The organism is Escherichia sp. KTE159, assembly GCF_000408805.1.
Taxonomy (GTDB): Bacteria; Pseudomonadota; Gammaproteobacteria; order Enterobacterales; family Enterobacteriaceae; genus Escherichia; species Escherichia marmotae.
In genome coordinates, this window is the sequence record NZ_KE137293.1 from 288209 (window position 1) to 308213 (window position 20005).

Below are 20005 nucleotides of genomic sequence, written 5' to 3' on the forward strand. Positions count from 1 at the left end.
GTAGGTGAAGCGACTTGCTCGTGGAGCTGAAATCAGTCGAAGATACCAGCTGGCTGCAACTGTTTATTAAAAACACAGCACTGTGCAAACACGAAAGTGGACGTATACGGTGTGACGCCTGCCCGGTGCCGGAAGGTTAATTGATGGGGTCAGCCGCAAGGCGAAGCTCTTGATCGAAGCCCCGGTAAACGGCGGCCGTAACTATAACGGTCCTAAGGTAGCGAAATTCCTTGTCGGGTAAGTTCCGACCTGCACGAATGGCGTAATGATGGCCAGGCTGTCTCCACCCGAGACTCAGTGAAATTGAACTCGCTGTGAAGATGCAGTGTACCCGCGGCAAGACGGAAAGACCCCGTGAACCTTTACTATAGCTTGACACTGAACATTGAGCCTTGATGTGTAGGATAGGTGGGAGGCTTTGAAGTGTGGACGCCAGTCTGCATGGAGCCGACCTTGAAATACCACCCTTTAATGTTTGATGTTCTAACGTGGACCCGTGATCCGGGTTGCGGACAGTGTCTGGTGGGTAGTTTGACTGGGGCGGTCTCCTCCTAAAGAGTAACGGAGGAGCACGAAGGTTGGCTAATCCTGGTCGGACATCAGGAGGTTAGTGCAATGGCATAAGCCAGCTTGACTGCGAGCGTGACGGCGCGAGCAGGTGCGAAAGCAGGTCATAGTGATCCGGTGGTTCTGAATGGAAGGGCCATCGCTCAACGGATAAAAGGTACTCCGGGGATAACAGGCTGATACCGCCCAAGAGTTCATATCGACGGCGGTGTTTGGCACCTCGATGTCGGCTCATCACATCCTGGGGCTGAAGTAGGTCCCAAGGGTATGGCTGTTCGCCATTTAAAGTGGTACGCGAGCTGGGTTTAGAACGTCGTGAGACAGTTCGGTCCCTATCTGCCGTGGGCGCTGGAGAACTGAGGGGGGCTGCTCCTAGTACGAGAGGACCGGAGTGGACGCATCACTGGTGTTCGGGTTGTCATGCCAATGGCACTGCCCGGTAGCTAAATGCGGAAGAGATAAGTGCTGAAAGCATCTAAGCACGAAACTTGCCCCGAGATGAGTTCTCCCTGAGACTTTAAGTCTCCTGAAGGAACGTTGAAGACGACGACGTTGATAGGCCGGGTGTGTAAGCGCAGCGATGCGTTGAGCTAACCGGTACTAATGAACCGTGAGGCTTAACCTTACAACGCCGAAGATGTTTTGGCGGATGAGAGAAGATTTTCAGCCTGATACAGATTAGATTAGCCGGCGATAAGCGGGTTAATAAACAGAATTTGCCTGGCGGCAGTAGCGCGGTGGTCCCACCTGACCCCATGCCGAACTCAGAAGTGAAACGCCGTAGCGCCGATGGTAGTGTGGGGTCTCCCCATGCGAGAGTAGGGAACTGCCAGGCATCAAATTTAGCAGTAAGCCGGTCATAAAACTGGTGGTTGTAAAAGAATTCGGTGGAGCGGTAGTTCAGTCGGTTAGAATACCTGCCTGTCACGCAGGGGGTCGCGGGTTCGAGTCCCGTCCGTTCCGCCACCCTAATTAGGGGCGTAGTTCAATTGGTAGAGCACCGGTCTCCAAAACCGGGTGTTGGGAGTTCGAGTCTCTCCGCCCCTGCCAGAAATCATCCTTAGCGAAAGCTAAGGATTTTTTTTATCTGTAATAAATTCATCCAAAGTAAAACCTTCTTCCGGCATCCTTGCCAGCTATTTTAATTAATACACATCATCCAGAACGTTAATTTTCAATAGATCGCGAATCAACGCGTGTTTATCACTATTTTGCAGCCATATAGCATAGAGAGGACGTGAAAGCGTTGTGCTGTCGACAACAGTATGCAATCCGCCTTTTTTGCGAGCCCAACTTACTGGTAGCCAGGTACAACAATTAAGCATTGCAATCTGTTGCTGTGCCAGTTCGGCAGAACTGGTTGTCAGGATTGGAACTTCATCAGCACCGATTAAACCGGCCTCATGTTGTTGAAAATCTGGCCCCCATTCCAGTCGCAGATAGTTAAGATCTCCTTTTAATTTAGAAGGGGTGCTGGCATAAAGTGCCAAAGTAAAATGCCCCAGCAACTGGCTACTAAACTCGTCCATTTTGGGCGCTTCAGTGGTAATAAGAAGATCAAGCTGACGTTCATGCAGTTGTTTTACCAGTGACTGCCGTTGGGCGATCCGCGCTTCGAACTGCAACCCTGTGTGGGCATCCTGATTTTGATACAAACGTCCCAGCCACTGATTAAGCATACATTCCCACAACGAGGCGCTGGCACCGATGGAGAACTCATTATGTCGTGAGGTATGTGCCACTTCCTTACGGGCGGCCTGCCAGGTACTCATGAGCGTTTCTGCATAAGGCAGGAGCTTTTCTCCTGCAGCGGTCAAACGGATATTATTCCTGTGGCGGGTGAAAAGGTTCACACCCAGTTGATTTTCCAGTTGCCTGATCCGAAAACTCACAGCTGATTGGGTCAGATAGAGCGATTCAGCCGCTCGACCAAAGTGACGTGTTCGGCTAACTTCCAGGAAAGTTTTTAACAATTCCGTATCCACAGTGCTCTCCGCAAAATTATTTGTCGTTATGATTTAAATGTTTTGTTTTACACTCTGTCAAGCGTAACTAATACTCCGCGCCATAACTAGCTCGGTCAAAGAATTAGGAGCGTGCAGGATGGCGGAAAGCTTTACGACGACTAATCGATATTTCGACAATAAACATTATCCACGTGGGTTCTCTCGTCATGGTGATTTCACCATCAAAGAGGCACAACTGCTTGAACGTCATGGTTATGCCTTCAATGAGCTGGATCTCGGTAAACGCGAGCCGGTGACCGAAGAAGAGAAACTCTTCGTAGCAGTATGCCGTGGCGAACGTGAGCCAGTGACAGAAGCAGAACGCGTGTGGTCTAAATATATGACGCGTATCAAGCGTCCAAAACGTTTTCACACTCTTTCCGGCGGTAAACCGCAGGTCGAAGGTGCTGAAGACTACACCGATTCCGACGATTAATAAAAAAGGGCGAAATGCCCTTTTTTTATGCCAGTAGTTTTTGCAAATGGATTAACAAGCGGTCGATAGCTCGATAGCTAACCGCCTCCTGCAGATGCGGGCGTGTGATGGTCTCAGACTGATCAATATCCGCAATGGTTCTTGATACTTTCAGTAACCGCTGCCAGGCACGAATAGATAATCCCAGATGGATCAGCGTTTCTTCCAGCCACTGTGCGTCTTCACTCTCAAGCTTGCAGAATTGTCGTATTTCTGGGCTATCCAGCCAGGCATTCAGTTTATTCTGCCGCTTAAATTGGCGCTCTCTGGCAGCTATTACGCGTTGTTTAACGGTGGCGCTGTTTTCCCCCAGAACTACCGCTTTACTCAGAATACCGGGCGGTGGGAGAGGGATCTCCAGTGAGAGATCAAAGCGGTCGAGAAAGGGACCTGAGAGTCGGTTGAGATAACGTAATGTTTGTTCTGGCGTACAGCGGTTATGGTTCCCCTGATAATGTCCGGTAGGGCTGGGATTCATCGCCGCGACAAGCTGGAAACGTGCCGGATAGGTTATTTTCGCTCGCGTGCGTGAAAGATGGATCTGGCCTGACTCTATGGGCTCCCGCAAGGCATCCAATGTACGCCGTTCAAATTCAGGTAGCTCATCAAGAAAAAGCACGCCGTTATGCGCCAGCGAAATTTCACCAGGCCCGGGAATTGCACCACCGCCAACCATCGCAGTTAACGACGCACTGTGATGTGGTGAACGGAACGGGCGTTGCCGCCACTGTTTTTGTACCGATTCGGCATTTACCAGACTTAATATCGCAGCACTCTCCAGTGCCTCTTCATTACTTAAATCTGGCAACAGACCATTAATACGGCTGGCGAGCATTGTTTTACCCGTTCCCGGCGGCCCAATCAGTAAAAGGTTGTGCCCGCCAGCGGCGGTAATTTCCAGCCCTCGCTTTCCTTGCTCCTGACCGACAACATCACTGAGATCATGTTGTAATACCCAGGATTCCGCATCTGTTGGTTTTGGGCGTTCGAGAGCATGTTTACCTTCCAGAAATGCACAGACCGCTTGTAGATGATCGGCTATCAGGCATCCTTCACCGTTAATTAGCCCTACTTCCGCTTCATTGTCTTTCGCGACGATAATCTTTCTGCCCGACTTAATAGCTTCAGTTGCACTGGAGATTGCGCCGGGAACGCCACGCAAAGCGCCTGTAAGCGCCAGTTCCCCAACTAATTCATATTCATCCAACTTATTGGCTGTAAGCTGTTCAGAGGCAGCCAGCAACGCAATGGCGATAGGTAAATCATATCTTCCACCTTCTTTCGGTAGATCGGCAGGCGCAAGATTTATGGTGATTTTTTTCGACGGATATTCATATCCGCTATTGATAATGGCGCTACGCACGCGATCGCGTGCTTCTTTTACCGTTGTTTCTGGTAAGCCCACCATCGTTAATCCGGGTAGACCTTTACTGATATGTACCTCAACAGTGATCGGCGGAGCGTTTACTCCCAGCGCGGCACGGGTATGAACAATTGACAGTGACATAAGTCCTCCTTAAGTCACCATTATGAACATAAGAGATCGCTGCTGTAGCCTGCTAAATTGTGTTATTTGGCGGTAGATTCCTGTTTATTTATGCAAAGTGATTTGAGTTGTATTAGCGATGGATTAACGCTCGCAAAAATGAGGCGTGCAAGAATTAGTCTTTAAGAAAGGGCAAGAATTATACGGAAATTGAATTTTTTTCATTCACTATTTTTTATATAAAAAACAATGGTTTTTATAGAAATTATTATATTTGTCATAAAAAGCGACCAAAAAATATCTTGTGCCATTCGCAAAATCTATGGTAACTCTTTAGGTATTCCTTCGAACAAGATGCAAGAAAAGACAAAATGACAGCCCTTCTACGAGTGATTAGCCTGGTCGTGATTAGCGTGGTGGTGATTATTATCCCACCGTGCGGGGCTGCACTTGGACGAGGAAAGGCTTAGAGATCAAGCCTTAACGAACTAAGACCCCCGCACCGAAAGGTCCGGGGGTTTTTTTTGACCTTAAAAACATAACCGAGAAGCAGACAATGAATAACAGCACAAAATTCTGTTTCTCAAGATTCAGGACGGGGAACTAACTATGAATGGCGCACAATGGGTGGTACATGCGTTGCGGGCACAGGGGGTGAATACCGTTTTTGGTTATCCGGGTGGCGCAATTATGCCGGTTTATGATGCATTGTATGACGGCGGCGTGGAGCACTTGTTGTGCCGACATGAGCAAGGGGCGGCAATGGCAGCTATCGGCTATGCTCGTGCTACCGGCAAAACCGGTGTATGCATTGCCACGTCTGGCCCTGGTGCAACCAATCTGATCACCGGACTGGCGGATGCGCTGTTAGATTCTGTTCCGGTTGTTGCCATCACCGGTCAGGTGTCCACACCGTTTATCGGCACCGACGCATTTCAGGAAGTGGATGTACTGGGATTGTCGTTAGCCTGTACCAAACACAGCTTCCTGGTGCAGTCGCTGGAAGAATTACCACGCATCATGGCGGAAGCGTTTGATGTCGCCAGCTCAGGTCGTCCCGGCCCGGTTCTGGTTGATATCCCAAAAGATATTCAGTTAGCCAGTGGCGATCTGGAACCGTGGTTCACCACCGTTGAAAACGAAGTGACTTTTCCACATGCAGAAGTTGAGCAAGCGCGACAGATGCTGACTAAAGCGCAAAAGCCGATGTTGTATGTCGGCGGCGGTGTCGGTATGGCGCAGGCTGTTCCTGCTCTGCGTGAGTTTCTCACGACCACAAAAATGCCTGTCACCTGTACGTTGAAAGGGCTGGGCGCAGTCGAGACGGATTATCCGTACTATCTGGGAATGTTGGGGATGCACGGCACCAAAGCGGCGAACTTCGCGGTACAGGAGTGTGATCTGCTGATCGCCGTGGGTGCACGTTTTGATGACCGGGTTACCGGCAAACTGAATACCTTCGCACCACATGCCTGCGTGATCCATATGGATATCGACCCAGCAGAAATGAACAAACTGCGTCAGGCGCATGTGGCATTACAGGGCGATTTGAATGCTTTGTTACCGGCATTACAGCAGTCGTTAAATATCAATGGCTGGCAGCAATATTGCGCACAACTGCGTGATGAACATGCCTGGCGCTACGATCACCCCGGAGAGGCTATCTACGCGCCGTTGTTGTTAAAACAACTGTCGGATCGTAAGGCTGCGGATTGTGTTGTGACCACGGATGTGGGACAGCATCAGATGTGGGCCGCGCAGCACATTGCCCATACTCGTCCGGAAAATTTCATCACATCCAGTGGGTTAGGCACCATGGGTTTCGGTTTACCAGCGGCGGTTGGCGCGCAAGTCGCGCGACCGAACGATACCGTTGTTTGTATCTCCGGTGACGGCTCTTTCATGATGAATGTGCAAGAGTTGGGCACCGTAAAACGCAAGCAATTACCGTTGAAAATCGTCTTACTCGATAACCAACGGTTAGGGATGGTTCGACAATGGCAGCAACTGTTTTTCCAGGAAAGATACAGCGAAACCACCCTTACCGATAACCCCGATTTCCTCATGTTAGCCAGAGCCTTCGGTATCCCTGGCCAACACATCACCCGTAAAGACCAGGTTGAAGCGGCACTCGACACCATGCTGAACAGTGATGGGCCATACCTGCTTCATGTCTCAATCGACGAACTTGAGAACGTCTGGCCACTGGTGCCGCCTGGTGCCAGTAATTCAGAAATGTTGGAGAAATTATCATGATGCAACATCAGGTTAATGTATCGGCTCGCTTCAATCCGGAAACCTTAGAACGTGTTTTACGCGTGGTGCGCCATCGTGGTTTCCATGTTTGCTCAATGAATATGGCCGCCGCCAGTGATGCACAAAATATAAATATCGAATTGACCGTTGCCAGCCCACGGTCGGTCGACTTACTGTTTAGTCAGTTAAATAAACTGGTGGACGTCGCACACGTTGCCATCTGCCAGAGCACAACAACATCACAACAAATCCGCGCCTGAGCGCAAAAGGAATATAAAAATGACCACGAAGAAAGCTGATTACATTTGGTTCAATGGGGAGATGGTTCGCTGGGAAGACGCGAAGGTGCATGTAATGTCGCACGCGCTGCACTATGGCACCTCGGTTTTTGAAGGTATCCGTTGCTACGACTCACATAAAGGACCGGTTGTATTCCGTCATCGTGAGCATATGCAGCGTCTGCATGACTCCGCAAAAATCTATCGCTTCCCGGTTTCACAGAGTATTGATGAGCTGATGGAAGCCTGCCGCGACGTAATCCGCAAAAATAATCTCACCAGTGCCTATATCCGTCCGCTGATTTTTGTCGGTGACGTTGGCATGGGCGTAAACCCGCCAGCGGGATACTCCACCGACGTGATTATCGCCGCTTTCCCGTGGGGAGCGTATCTGGGCGCAGAAGCGCTGGAGCAGGGGATCGATGCGATGGTTTCCTCCTGGAACCGCGCAGCACCAAACACCATCCCAACTGCGGCGAAAGCGGGTGGTAATTACCTCTCTTCCCTGCTGGTGGGTAGCGAAGCGCGCCGCCATGGCTATCAGGAAGGTATCGCGCTGGATGTGAATGGTTACATCTCTGAAGGTGCAGGCGAAAACCTGTTTGAAGTGAAAGATGGCGTGCTGTTCACCCCGCCGTTTACCTCATCCGCATTACCGGGCATTACCCGTGACGCCATCATCAAACTGGCGAAAGAGCTGGGAATTGAAGTGCGTGAGCAAGTTCTGTCGCGCGAATCACTCTATCTGGCAGATGAAGTCTTTATGTCCGGTACTGCGGCTGAAATCACGCCAGTGCGCAGTGTAGACGGTATTCAGGTAGGCGAAGGTCGTTGTGGCCCGGTTACCAAACGTATTCAGCAAGCCTTCTTTGGCCTCTTCACCGGCGAAACCGAAGATAAATGGGGCTGGTTGGATCAAGTTAATCAATAAATACAAAAATGGGATGGCACGCACCGTCCCATTTACGAGACAGACACTGGGAGTAAATAAAGTATGCCTAAGTACCGTTCCGCCACCACCACTCATGGCCGTAATATGGCGGGGGCTCGTGCGCTGTGGCGCGCCACCGGAATGACCGACGCCGATTTTGGCAAACCGATTATCGCGGTTGTGAACTCGTTCACCCAATTTGTACCGGGCCACGTCCATCTGCGCGATCTCGGTAAACTGGTCGCTGAACAAATTGAAGCGGCTGGCGGTGTTGCCAAAGAGTTCAACACCATTGCGGTGGATGATGGGATCGCCATGGGCCACGGGGGCATGCTTTATTCACTGCCATCTCGCGAACTGATCGCTGATTCCGTTGAGTATATGGTGAACGCCCACTGCGCCGACGCGATGGTCTGTATCTCCAACTGCGACAAAATCACCCCAGGGATGCTGATGGCCTCCCTACGCCTGAATATTCCGGTGATCTTTGTTTCCGGTGGTCCGATGGAGGCCGGAAAAACCAAACTGTCCGATCAGATCATCAAACTTGATCTGGTTGATGCGATGATCCAGGGGGCAGATCCGAAAGTCTCTGACTCCCAGAGCGATCAGGTTGAGCGTTCAGCCTGCCCAACTTGCGGCTCCTGCTCCGGGATGTTCACCGCCAACTCGATGAACTGCCTGACCGAAGCGCTGGGCTTGTCGCAGCCGGGTAACGGCTCACTGCTGGCAACCCACGCTGACCGTAAGCAATTGTTCCTTAACGCCGGTAAACGCATTGTCGAGCTGACCAAACGTTACTACGAGCAAAACGATGAAAGCGCCCTGCCGCGTAATATTGCCAGCAAAGCGGCATTTGAAAACGCCATGACGCTGGATATCGCGATGGGTGGTTCCACTAACACCGTTCTCCATCTGCTGGCAGCGGCGCAGGAAGCAGAAATCGATTTCACGATGAGTGATATCGATAAACTTTCACGCAAAGTCCCGCAGTTGTGCAAAGTTGCGCCGAGCACTCAGAAATACCATATGGAAGATGTTCACCGTGCTGGTGGCGTTATCGGTATCCTCGGGGAACTGGATCGCGCGGGATTACTGAATCGCAATGTGAAAAACGTGCTCGGTCTGACGTTGCCGCAAACGCTGGAACACTACGACGTCATGTTGACCCAGGATGATGCGGTAAAAAATATGTTTCGTGCAGGCCCGGCGGGTATCCGTACCACCCAGGCGTTCTCGCAGGATTGCCGTTGGGACTCCCTCGATGACGACCGTGCTAACGGTTGTATCCGCTCACTGGAACACGCCTACAGCCAGGACGGTGGTCTGGCTGTACTTTACGGTAACTTCGCGGAAAACGGCTGTATTGTTAAAACCGCGGGCGTCGATGACAGCATCCTGAAATTTACCGGTCCGGCGAAAGTGTATGAAAGTCAGGACGACGCGGTAGAAGCGATCCTCGGTGGCAAAGTTGTGGCAGGCGACGTAGTCGTGATCCGCTACGAAGGGCCGAAAGGCGGTCCGGGGATGCAAGAAATGCTCTACCCAACCAGCTTCCTGAAATCGATGGGCCTCGGTAAAGCCTGTGCACTGATCACCGACGGTCGCTTCTCTGGCGGCACCTCTGGTCTTTCCATCGGTCACGTCTCACCGGAAGCGGCAAGTGGCGGCAGCATTGGCCTGATTGAAGACGGTGACCTGATCGCCATCGACATTCCGAACCGCAGCATTCAGTTACAAGTAAGTGATGCAGAACTGGCGGCACGTCGTGAAGCGCAGGAAGCCCGTGGTGATAAAGCCTGGACGCCGAAAAACCGTGAACGTCAGGTCTCCTTTGCTCTGCGCGCTTACGCCAGCCTGGCGACCAGTGCCGACAAAGGTGCGGTACGCGATAAATCGAAACTGGGGGGTTAATAATGGCAGACTCACTACCCCTGTCTGGCGCACCGGAAGGCGCTGAGTATTTACGGGCGGTGCTACGCGCGCCGGTCTATGAAGCGGCGCAGGTCACGCCGCTGCAGAAAATGGAAAAACTCTCGTCGCGTCTTGATAACGTCATTCTGGTAAAGCGCGAAGACCGCCAGCCAGTGCACAGCTTTAAGCTGCGCGGCGCATACGCCATGATGGCGGGCCTGACGGAAGAACAGAAAGCGCACGGCGTGATCACTGCTTCTGCGGGTAACCACGCGCAGGGCGTTGCGTTCTCCTCCGCACGATTAGGCGTGAAGGCGCTAATCGTCATGCCAACCGCCACCGCTGATATCAAAGTTGATGCGGTACGCGGCTTCGGCGGCGAAGTGTTGCTTCACGGTGCGAACTTTGATGAAGCAAAAGCCAAAGCGATTGAACTGTCGCAGCAGCAGGGCTTCACCTGGGTTCCGCCATTTGATCATCCGATGGTGATTGCCGGACAGGGCACGCTGGCGCTGGAATTGCTCCAGCAGGACGCCCATCTTGATCGCGTATTTGTGCCGGTCGGCGGCGGCGGTCTGGCGGCGGGTGTGGCGGTGCTGATCAAACAACTGATGCCGCAAATCAAAGTGATAGCCGTGGAAGCGGAAGATTCAGCCTGCCTGAAAGCGGCGCTGGATGCAGGTCATCCTGTTGACCTGCCGCGCGTAGGTTTGTTTGCTGAGGGGGTCGCGGTCAAGCGCATTGGTGACGAAACGTTCCGTCTGTGTCAGGAGTATCTCGACGACATCATCACCGTTGATAGCGATGCCATCTGTGCGGCGATGAAAGACCTGTTCGAAGATGTGCGCGCGGTGGCGGAGCCGTCTGGCGCGTTGGCGCTGGCGGGAATGAAAAAATATATCGCCCAGCACAACATTCGTGGTGAGCGCCTGGCGCATGTGCTCTCGGGAGCTAACGTCAATTTCCACGGCCTGCGCTACGTCTCGGAACGTTGCGAACTGGGTGAACAGCGCGAAGCATTGCTGGCGGTGACCATTCCGGAAGAAAAAGGCAGTTTCCTTAAATTTTGCCAGCTACTCGGTGGGCGCTCGGTCACAGAGTTCAACTATCGCTTTGCAGATGCCAAAAATGCCTGCATTTTTGTCGGCGTGCGCTTAAGCCGCGGCCTTGAGGAGCGCAAAGAAATTTTGCAGATGCTCAACGAAGGCGGCTACAGCGTGGTTGATCTCTCCGATGACGAAATGGCGAAGCTACATGTGCGCTATATGGTCGGCGGGCGTCCATCGCATCCGTTGCAGGAACGCCTCTACAGCTTCGAATTCCCGGAATCACCGGGCGCGCTGCTGCGCTTTCTTAACACGCTGGGTACGCACTGGAATATCTCTTTGTTCCACTATCGCAGTCATGGCACCGACTACGGGCGCGTACTGGCGGCGTTCGAACTTGGCGACCATGAACCGGATTTCGAAACCCGGCTGAATGAGCTGGGCTACGATTGTCACGACGAAACCAATAACCCGGCGTTCAGGTTCTTTTTGGCGGGTTAGGGAAAAATGCCTGATGGCGCTTCGCTTATCAGGCCTACCCACGCGTCAACGTTATTTGTGGTTGGGTAAAATCTTCCAGAACGCCTCAATCAGCGGCTCATGTAGCCGCTTTTTTTGTGCGCAAACGCCCAGTTCAAACGGTGTTTTCTCATCGCTGCGATCAAGAATCATCACACGGTTGCGTACAGGTTCAGGACTATTATCCAACACAACTTCCGGTAACAATGCCACGCCACAGCCTAGCGCCACCATCGATACCATCGCTTCATGCCCGCCGACCGTGGCGTAAATCATCGGGTTGCTGATTTTATTGCGTCGGAACCACAGTTCAATGCGGCGGCGCACTGGTCCCTGATCGGCCATGATAAACGGCACCGTCGACCAGTCCGGCTTCTCTACAGATACCTGATTACGAACCGGGCAGGGCAGCGCAGGTGCGATCAGCACTACCGCCAGATTCTCCAGCATCGAAAATGCCACTGCACCGGGTAACGTCTCTGGCTTACCGGCAATCGCCAAATCCGCTTCGCCGGTGACAACTTTTTCCATCGCATCCGCCGCATCACCGGTGGTGAGCTTGATCTCCACCGACGGGTGTTCCGCGCGGAAGCGATCAAGAATCGGCGGAAGATGGCTGTAAGCAGCGGTCACCGAGCAGAAAATATGTAACTCGCCAGAGAGCGACGGCCCTTGCTGGTCGATGGTGTGGCGCAGTTGCTGATATTGCAACAGCGTTTGCTGGGCGAAAACACGCAGCTCTTCGCCCGCTTCGGTCAGCGTTACCGTCCGGTTATCGCGTATAAATAGCGGTTGGCCGAGATCTTCTTCCAGGCGCTGAATCTGCCGTGAAAGTGTCGATGGGCTGACGTGCATCGCCCGCGCGCTGCGCCCAAAATGACGGCTTTCCGCCAGATGTAGAAACATTTTCAGATCGCGTAAATCCACAGGCACAGCCCTCGATTTTGACGTTGCAGAAATTGCAATATGACGTTGTGAATATATCAATTTCCGCAATAAGTTTCCTGACATATAGTGAATTTAATCTCGCAAATGCGAACCGAACAATAAGAAGCACAACATCATGAGGAATCACCATGGCTAACTACTTCAATACACTGAATCTGCGCCAGCAACTGGCGCAGTTGGGTAAATGTCGCTTTATGGGCCGCGAAGAATTCGCTGACGGCGCGAGCTACCTTCAGGGTAAAAAAGTGGTCATCGTCGGTTGTGGTGCACAGGGTCTGAACCAGGGCCTGAACATGCGTGATTCTGGTCTGGACATCTCTTATGCCCTGCGTAAAGAGGCGATCGCTGAGAAACGCGCTTCCTGGCGTAAAGCGACCGAAAACGGTTTTAAAGTCGGCACTTACGAAGAGCTGATCCCGCAGGCGGATCTGGTGGTTAACCTGACGCCGGATAAGCAGCACTCCGACGTAGTGCGTTCTGTTCAGCCGCTGATGAAAGACGGTGCGGCGCTGGGTTACTCCCATGGCTTCAACATCGTAGAAGTGGGTGAGCAGATCCGTAAAGACATCACTGTGGTGATGGTTGCACCGAAATGCCCGGGCACTGAAGTGCGTGAAGAGTACAAACGTGGGTTTGGCGTACCGACGCTGATTGCCGTTCACCCGGAAAACGATCCGAAAGGCGAAGGTATGGCGATTGCCAAAGCCTGGGCTGCGGCTACCGGTGGTCACCGTGCGGGCGTGCTGGAATCCTCCTTCGTTGCGGAAGTGAAATCTGACCTGATGGGCGAACAAACCATACTGTGCGGTATGTTGCAGGCTGGTTCTCTGCTGTGCTTCGACAAGCTGGTGGAAGAAGGCACCGACCCGGCATATGCAGAAAAACTGATTCAGTTCGGTTGGGAAACCATCACCGAAGCTCTGAAGCAGGGTGGCATCACCCTGATGATGGACAGGCTCTCTAACCCGGCAAAACTGCGTGCTTATGCGCTCTCTGAACAACTGAAAGAGATCATGGCACCGCTGTTCCAGAAACATATGGACGACATCATCTCCGGCGAATTCTCCTCCGGCATGATGGCTGACTGGGCCAATGATGATAAGAAACTGCTGACCTGGCGTGAAGAGACCGGCAAAACCGCGTTCGAAACCGCGCCGCAGTTTGAAGGCAAAATCGGTGAGCAGGAGTACTTCGATAAAGGCGTACTGATGATCGCGATGGTAAAAGCAGGCGTTGAACTGGCGTTCGAAACCATGGTTGATTCCGGCATCATTGAAGAGTCGGCTTACTACGAATCACTGCACGAACTGCCGCTGATTGCCAACACCATCGCCCGTAAGCGTCTGTACGAAATGAACGTCGTTATCTCTGATACCGCCGAGTATGGTAACTACTTGTTCTCTTACGCCTGCGTGCCGCTGCTGAAACCGTTTATGGCAGAGCTGCAACCGGGCGATCTGGGTAAAGCTATTCCGGAAGGTGCCGTTGATAACGCGCAACTGCGTGATGTGAATGAAGCCATTCGCAGCCATGCTATCGAGCAGGTAGGTAAGAAACTGCGTGGCTATATGACGGATATGAAACGTATTGCGGTTGCAGGCTAAGCGGCTACATACGGTGCCGGATGGCGGCGTAAACGCCTTATCCGGCCTACAAAAAGTGCACGTTCTGTAGGCCTGATAAGCGCAGCGCCATCAGGCAAAAACCCGGTGTTCAAATGCACCGGGTTTTTTTGTTAGTTACGGTACAGCACCTTAATGATGTGATAGCCGAACTGGGTGTGCAGCGGGCCGGTTGGCTCCAGTACCGGACAAGAGAAAACCACTTTATCGAATGCCGGAACCATCTGACCCTGGCGGAACTCACCTAAATCACCGCCGCGTTTGCCTGACGGGCAAATGGAGTGCTTCTTCGCCAGCTTGCCGAAATCAGCGCCGTTCTTAATCTGTTCCAGAAGTTCCAGAGCCAGTTTCTCTTCTTTTACAAGGATATGCAGTGCTGCTGCCGTTTTTGCCATGATCGTGCCTTGAGTGGTATGGATGAGGCTGGCTATACTACCACGCTGTTATTTTCCCCTCCCGACTTTCATTGAGCGATTTTTCTATGCGTCTAAACCCCGGCCAACAACAAGCTGTCGAATTCGTTACCGGCCCCTGCTTGGTGCTGGCGGGCGCGGGTTCCGGTAAAACTCGTGTTATCACCAATAAAATCGCCCATCTGATCCGCGGTTGCGGTTACCAGGCGCGACATATTGCAGCGGTGACCTTTACCAATAAGGCGGCACGCGAGATGAAAGAGCGTGTTGGGCAGACGCTGGGGCGCAAAGAGGCGCGTGGGTTGATGATCTCCACCTTCCATACATTAGGGCTGGATATCATCAAGCGCGAATATGCGGCGCTGGGAATGAAAGCGAACTTTTCGCTGTTTGACGATACCGATCAGATGGCGTTGCTCAAAGAGCTGACCGAGGGTCTGATTGAAGATGACAAAGTTCTCCTGCAACAGTTGATTTCGACCATCTCTAACTGGAAGAACGATCTGAAAACTCCGGCGCAGGCGGCGGCAGAGGCAAAGGGCGAGCGGGATCGTATTTTTGCCCATTGTTATGGACTGTATGATGCGCACCTGAAAGCGTGCAACGTTCTCGACTTCGATGACCTGATTTTGCTGCCAACGTTGTTGTTGCAACGCAATGAAGAAGTACGCGAACGCTGGCAGAACAAAATTCGCTACCTGCTGGTGGATGAGTATCAGGACACCAACACCAGCCAGTATGAACTGGTGAAACTGCTGGTGGGTAGCCGCGCGCGCTTTACCGTGGTGGGCGATGACGATCAGTCAATCTACTCATGGCGTGGTGCCCGTCCGCAAAATCTGGTGCTGTTGAGCCAGGATTTCCCGGCGTTGAAGGTGATTAAGCTGGAGCAGAACTACCGCTCTTCCGGACGTATTCTGAAAGCGGCCAACATCCTTATCGCTAATAACCCGCACGTCTTTGAAAAGCGCCTGTTCTCCGAACTGGGCTACGGCGCGGAGCTAAAAGTATTAAGCGCGAATAATGAAGAACATGAAGCCGAGCGCGTTACTGGCGAGCTGATTGCGCATCACTTCGTCAATAAAACACAGTACAAAGATTACGCCATTCTCTATCGCGGTAATCATCAGTCGCGAGTGTTTGAAAAATTCCTGATGCAAAACCGCATCCCGTACAAAATTTCCGGCGGTACTTCATTCTTCTCCCGCCCGGAAATCAAGGATTTGCTGGCTTATCTGCGTGTGCTGACTAACCCGGACGATGACAGTGCGTTCCTGCGTATCGTCAACACGCCGAAACGAGAGATTGGCCCGGCAACGCTGAAAAAGCTGGGCGAGTGGGCGATGACCCGCAATAAAAGTATGTTTACCGCCAGTTTTGATATGGGATTGAGTCAAACACTGAGTGGGCGTGGTTATGAAGCGTTGACTCGCTTTACTCATTGGCTGGCGGAAATCCAGCGTCTGGCGGAGCGGGAGCCGATTGCTGCGGTGCGCGATCTGATCCACGGCATGGATTATGAATCCTGGCTGTACGAAACATCGCCCAGCCCGAAAGCCGCCGAAATGCGCATGAAGAACGTCAACCAACTGTTTAGCTGGATGACGGAGATGCTGGAAGGCAGCGAACTGGATGAGCCGATGACGTTAACCCAGGTGGTGACGCGCTTTACTCTGCGCGACATGATGGAGCGAGGTGAAAGCGAGGAAGAACTGGATCAGGTGCAACTGATGACTCTCCACGCATCGAAAGGGCTGGAGTTTCCCTATGTTTTCATGGTCGGTATGGAAGAAGGATTTTTACCGCACCAGAGCAGCATCGATGAAGACAATATTGATGAGGAGCGGCGGCTGGCCTATGTAGGGATCACCCGCGCCCAGAAGGAATTGACCTTTACGCTGTGTAAAGAGCGTCGTCAGTACGGTGAACTGGTGCGCCCGGAGCCGAGTCGCTTCCTGTTAGAGTTACCGCAGGATGATCTGATTTGGGAGCAGGAGCGCAAAGTGGTCAGCGCGGAAGAACGGATGCAGAAAGGGCAAAGCCATCTGGCAAATCTGAAAGCGATGATGGCAGCAAAACGAGGGAAATAGTTAAGGGGCACGGAATTATCGCCGGATAGAATGCGTTAGCATCGCATCCGGCACATTACTCGTTAATATACTTCCAGCGGCCAATGAACATAACTCTGCCATTGGCTTTCTTGCTCGATAATCTCTTTACCCAGCGGATGTTGGGCTAACCACCCTTGCGGCAGCGTCAAGGTCAACTGTTCATGGCTGGCCTGTAATTGAATCTTCGGCACTAAATCGTCACGGCGACGGCTGGCAAAAATGATGGCCAGGCGCAGTAAACGACAGAGTTGTTCCGCAACGCGCGGAGGGACGGCATTTTGTTGATGCAGCGATGAGAGATCGACCGGATTAGTTTGGTTGAGCAACAGCGTCGCCAGCAGCTTTTTCTGCGCGGGAGTAAAACCAGGAAGATCCAGGTTTCGCACCAGATAAGCAGCATGTTGCGGCGCTTGTTTGAAATCAACGCTCAGGCCAATTTCATGAAGTTGACAGGCACTGATTAGCAAATCGCGGCTAATTGCTTCAAGATGCCATGCATTTTCCACCTGATCGAAGAAGTTAGCCGCAACGCTGGCTACGCGCTGTGCCTGATCAATATCGATCATAAAGCGGCGCTGAATATTACGCAGCGTACGGCTGCGAATATCCTGCTCGACGGCCAGATGCAACATGCCGTAAACCAGGCCTTCACGCAGTGCGCCGCCAGCCAGCGTCATACACTGAATATTCAGTTCGGTAAAAATGGCTATCAGGATCGCCAGACCACTCGGGAATACTAACGCGCGTTCCAGCGTCAGCCCGTCGATCTCCAGCTCCTCCAGCCGACCGCAATGAATGGCGCGCTGTTTCAGTTGTTGCAACTTTTCCAGGGTAATGCGTTCATCCATTCCCTGCGCCATCATGATTTCTTGCAAGGCCTGCACGGTTCCGGAAGCGCCAACGCACACTTTCCAGCCGTGATAACGCAATTCATCGGCAACCGGACGTAACACTTCGCGTGCCGCTTTTTCTGCGGCATCAAAATTTTCCTGCCCCAGATTACGATCGGCAAAATAGCGTTCCAGCCAGGTGACGCAGCCCATCGACAGACTGAACAGAGAGGTGGTTTGTGCACCCGTGCCGGTTACCAGTTCAGTACTGGCTCCCCCGATATCCACCACCAGGCGCTGATCGGCTCCACCGGTAGTGTGAGCAACGCCCTGATAAATCAGACGAGCTTCCTCTTCACCGCTGATCACCTGCACCGGACAACCAAGAATTTCCTGCGCTTTGGCAATAAAATCACCAGCGTTGACAGCAAGACGTAACGTCGCCGTAGCAACAACGCGAATTTGCGAAGGAGGGATATCTTGCAGACGTTCAGCAAACAGGCGCAGGCATTGCCAGCCGCGCTCCATTGCTTCATTAGACAGGGCATTTTCGCTGTTCAGACCAGCAGCCAGACGTACTTTGCGTTTAATTCGCGTCAGCGTCTGGATACTACCAGCCACCTCGCGCACAACCAGCATATGAAAACTATTCGAACCGAGATCAATGGCTGCATAAAGCGACGAGGTGGAACTCATACTCTTCATCCTTCAATCTGTCTCTGCGTTGGCTGTGTTCTTTCACCCGAATCACTTACTACAGTAAGCTCATCGGGATTCATTCTCTTGCCATCTTGATGCAGTTTGAATGATTTTGAGTATGACATTATTTATTTAACCTGAACGACGACGATTACGTGGAGCGCCTGTACGACGCGGACCGTTGCCTGTGCGCGGGCGCGTCAAGCGTAGCGGTTTTGGCAGATCGGTCATCAATGCGTCCGGATTGTATTTGCTTACCGGAATAGAATGACCAATATAGGTCTCAATGGCAGGCAAATTCAATGCATACTCTTCACACGCCAGGCTGATGGAATGACCACTTGCACCAGCGCGGCCAGTACGGCCGATACGGTGAACGTAATCTTCACAGTCATCGGGTAAATCGTAGTTAAAGACGTGGGTTACGGCCGGAATATGCAAACCACGTGCGGCTACGTCGGTAGCAACCAGAATATCCAGATCGCCACGGGTAAATTCATCAAGAATACGCAGACGTTTTTTCTGCGCCACATCGCCCGTCAACAGCCCGACACGATGACCATCTGCCGCCAGGTGACCCCAGATCTCTTCGCAACGATGTTTGGTGTTGGCGAAAATAATCGCTCTGTCTGGCCACTCTTCTTCGATCAGCGTTTGCAGCAAACGCATTTTTTCTTCGTTAGAAGGGTAGAAAAGCTCTTCTTTAATGCGGTGGCCCGTTTTCTGTTCCGGTTCCACTTCGATGTATTCGGCGTTATTCATCTGCTCGAACGCCAGTTCACGTACCCGGTACGAAAGCGTGGCGGAGAACAGCATGTTGAGGCGCTGATTTGCTGGCGGCATACGGCGAAACAGCCAGCGAATATCTTTAATAAAGCCCAGATCGTACATACGATCGGCTTCGTCCAGCACCACGACCTGAATAGCGCCAAGGTTAATGTGATTCTGTTTGGCGTAGTCGATTAAACGACCCGTGGTGCCAATCAGGATGTCAACGCCGCTTTCCAGCACTTTTAGCTGTTTGTCGTAGCCGTCGCCGCCATAAGCCAGGCCCAGCTTCAGACCGGTAGCTTGCGCCAGCGGCTCCGCGTCGGCGTGGATCTGCACGGCAAGTTCACGCGTCGGTGCCATAATTAAGGCACGTGGCTGGTTCACCTTGCGATCGGCAATGGTGGGATGAGAGAGAAGGTAATGAAACGTTGACGTCAGGAACGCCATCGTTTTCCCAGTACCGGTTTGCGCCTGCCCGGCTACGTCACGACCTTCCAGCGTTAGCGGAAGGGCCAGTGCCTGAATGGGCGTACAGTTATGAAACCCTTTTTTTTCAAGGGCTTCTACAACTTTCGGATGCAGGGCGAAGTCGGAAAACTTCTGTTCTGTTAAATGTGTTTTGCTCATAGTGTGATAGAATATCAGCTTACTATTGCTTTACGAAAGCGTATCCGGTGAAATAAAGTCAACCTTTAGTTGGTTAATGTTACACCAACAACGAAACCAACACGCCAGGCTTATTCCTGTGGAGTTATATATGAGCGATAAAATTATTCACCTGACTGACGACAGTTTTGATACGGATGTACTCAAAGCGGACGGGGCGATCCTCGTCGATTTCTGGGCAGAGTGGTGCGGTCCGTGCAAAATGATCGCCCCGATTCTGGATGAAATCGCTGACGAATATCAGGGTAAACTGACCGTTGCAAAACTGAACATCGATCAAAACCCTGGCACTGCGCCGAAATATGGCATCCGTGGTATCCCGACTCTGTTGCTGTTCAAAAACGGTGAAGTCGCGGCAACCAAAGTGGGTGCACTGTCCAAAGGTCAGTTGAAAGAGTTCCTCGACGCCAACCTGGCATAAGGGAACGTCATGTTCGGGTGCCCCGTCGCTAAAAACTGGACGCCCG

General features: G+C 52.2%; 17 protein-coding genes, 2 tRNA genes, 1 rRNA gene and 2 other annotated features. Of the genes, 14 read left to right on the top strand and 6 right to left on the bottom strand.

Features of this window, described 5'->3' with window-relative positions:
• Window positions 1-42: 42 nt before the first annotated feature.
• Window positions 43-276, top strand: a sequence feature (23S ribosomal RNA rRNA prediction is too short).
• Between the two features lie 30 nt (window positions 277-306).
• Window positions 307-1179, top strand: a sequence feature (23S ribosomal RNA rRNA prediction is too short).
• Window positions 1180-1286: 107 nt separating this feature from the next.
• From rrf to A31E_RS03665, 3 genes are all read left to right on the top strand, one after another.
• Window positions 1287-1402, top strand: a 5S ribosomal RNA gene (gene rrf, locus A31E_RS03675).
• A 54-nt stretch (window positions 1403-1456) separates the two neighbouring features.
• Window positions 1457-1533 (top strand) — tRNA-Asp (locus tag A31E_RS03670).
• 8 nt (window positions 1534-1541) lie between these two features.
• A tRNA-Trp gene (locus A31E_RS03665) sits at window positions 1542-1617 on the top strand.
• A gap of 95 nt (window positions 1618-1712) precedes the next feature.
• On the opposite strand, the gene hdfR is transcribed toward A31E_RS03665, so the two are convergent.
• Entirely contained in the window at window positions 1713-2552 is an 840-nt protein-coding gene (hdfR, locus tag A31E_RS03660; protein WP_000379233.1) for an HTH-type transcriptional regulator HdfR, read from the bottom strand.
• Between the two features lie 118 nt (window positions 2553-2670).
• Here hdfR and maoP point away from each other — a divergent pair, with 118 nt between their 5' ends.
• A complete protein-coding gene (gene maoP / locus A31E_RS03655; protein ID WP_000841001.1) occupies window positions 2671-3009 on the top strand; it encodes a macrodomain Ori organization protein MaoP in 339 nt (112 codons plus the stop codon).
• Window positions 3010-3034: 25 nt separating this feature from the next.
• Here maoP and A31E_RS03650 read toward each other — a convergent pair whose 3' ends face one another.
• Entirely contained in the window at window positions 3035-4555 is a 1521-nt protein-coding gene (locus A31E_RS03650) for a YifB family Mg chelatase-like AAA ATPase (RefSeq protein WP_000059010.1), read from the bottom strand.
• A 350-nt stretch (window positions 4556-4905) separates the two neighbouring features.
• On the opposite strand from A31E_RS03650, the gene ilvL reads away from it, so the two are divergent.
• From ilvL to ilvA, 7 genes are all read left to right on the top strand, one after another.
• The gene (ilvL, locus tag A31E_RS0123225; protein ID WP_001311244.1) at window positions 4906-5004 is read left to right on the top strand and encodes an ilv operon leader peptide; all 99 of its coding nucleotides are present in this window, start codon (window positions 4906-4908) and stop codon (window positions 5002-5004) included.
• Window positions 5005-5090: 86 nt separating this feature from the next.
• The gene (gene ilvX, locus A31E_RS25900) at window positions 5091-5141 is read left to right on the top strand and encodes a peptide IlvX (protein WP_001387183.1); all 51 of its coding nucleotides are present in this window, start codon (window positions 5091-5093) and stop codon (window positions 5139-5141) included.
• A gap of 2 nt (window positions 5142-5143) precedes the next feature.
• On the top strand, window positions 5144-6790 hold the full coding sequence (ilvG, locus tag A31E_RS03645) for an acetolactate synthase 2 catalytic subunit (protein WP_016249436.1): 1647 nt from the start codon (window positions 5144-5146) through the stop codon (window positions 6788-6790).
• Window positions 6787-7050 (top strand): acetolactate synthase 2 small subunit, encoded by a 264-nt coding sequence (gene ilvM / locus A31E_RS03640; protein WP_000983255.1) that lies wholly within the window; start codon window positions 6787-6789, stop codon window positions 7048-7050. The genes ilvG and ilvM overlap by 4 nt, the downstream gene beginning before the upstream one ends.
• Window positions 7051-7069: 19 nt before the next feature.
• Entirely contained in the window at window positions 7070-7999 is a 930-nt protein-coding gene (ilvE, locus tag A31E_RS03635; RefSeq protein WP_000208520.1) for a branched-chain-amino-acid transaminase, read from the top strand.
• Between the two features lie 63 nt (window positions 8000-8062).
• Complete coding sequence (ilvD, locus tag A31E_RS03630; RefSeq protein WP_001127407.1) at window positions 8063-9913, top strand: dihydroxy-acid dehydratase; 1851 nt, start codon at window positions 8063-8065, stop codon at window positions 9911-9913.
• Between the two features lie 2 nt (window positions 9914-9915).
• Entirely contained in the window at window positions 9916-11460 is a 1545-nt protein-coding gene (gene ilvA / locus A31E_RS03625; protein WP_000785507.1) for a threonine ammonia-lyase, biosynthetic, read from the top strand.
• A 51-nt stretch (window positions 11461-11511) separates the two neighbouring features.
• On the opposite strand, the gene ilvY is transcribed toward ilvA, so the two are convergent.
• The gene (ilvY, locus tag A31E_RS03620) at window positions 11512-12405 is read right to left on the bottom strand and encodes an HTH-type transcriptional activator IlvY (RefSeq protein WP_000365754.1); all 894 of its coding nucleotides are present in this window, start codon (window positions 12403-12405) and stop codon (window positions 11512-11514) included.
• A gap of 149 nt (window positions 12406-12554) precedes the next feature.
• On the opposite strand from ilvY, the gene ilvC reads away from it, so the two are divergent.
• Complete coding sequence (ilvC, locus tag A31E_RS03615; RefSeq protein WP_001517409.1) at window positions 12555-14030, top strand: ketol-acid reductoisomerase; 1476 nt, start codon at window positions 12555-12557, stop codon at window positions 14028-14030.
• Between the two features lie 131 nt (window positions 14031-14161).
• Here ilvC and ppiC read toward each other — a convergent pair whose 3' ends face one another.
• Window positions 14162-14443 (bottom strand): peptidylprolyl isomerase PpiC, encoded by a 282-nt coding sequence (gene ppiC / locus A31E_RS03610; protein ID WP_001140258.1) that lies wholly within the window; start codon window positions 14441-14443, stop codon window positions 14162-14164.
• 86 nt (window positions 14444-14529) lie between these two features.
• Here ppiC and rep point away from each other — a divergent pair, with 86 nt between their 5' ends.
• Entirely contained in the window at window positions 14530-16551 is a 2022-nt protein-coding gene (gene rep / locus A31E_RS03605; protein WP_001238901.1) for a DNA helicase Rep, read from the top strand.
• A 62-nt stretch (window positions 16552-16613) separates the two neighbouring features.
• On the opposite strand, the gene gppA is transcribed toward rep, so the two are convergent.
• On the bottom strand, window positions 16614-18098 hold the full coding sequence (gene gppA / locus A31E_RS03600) for a guanosine-5'-triphosphate,3'-diphosphate diphosphatase (protein ID WP_001517408.1): 1485 nt from the start codon (window positions 18096-18098) through the stop codon (window positions 16614-16616).
• 135 nt (window positions 18099-18233) lie between these two features.
• The gene (rhlB, locus tag A31E_RS03595) at window positions 18234-19499 is read right to left on the bottom strand and encodes an ATP-dependent RNA helicase RhlB (protein ID WP_000047512.1); all 1266 of its coding nucleotides are present in this window, start codon (window positions 19497-19499) and stop codon (window positions 18234-18236) included.
• Window positions 19500-19629: 130 nt separating this feature from the next.
• Here rhlB and trxA point away from each other — a divergent pair, with 130 nt between their 5' ends.
• Complete coding sequence (gene trxA, locus A31E_RS03590; RefSeq protein WP_001280776.1) at window positions 19630-19959, top strand: thioredoxin TrxA; 330 nt, start codon at window positions 19630-19632, stop codon at window positions 19957-19959.
• Window positions 19960-20005 lie beyond the last annotated feature (46 nt).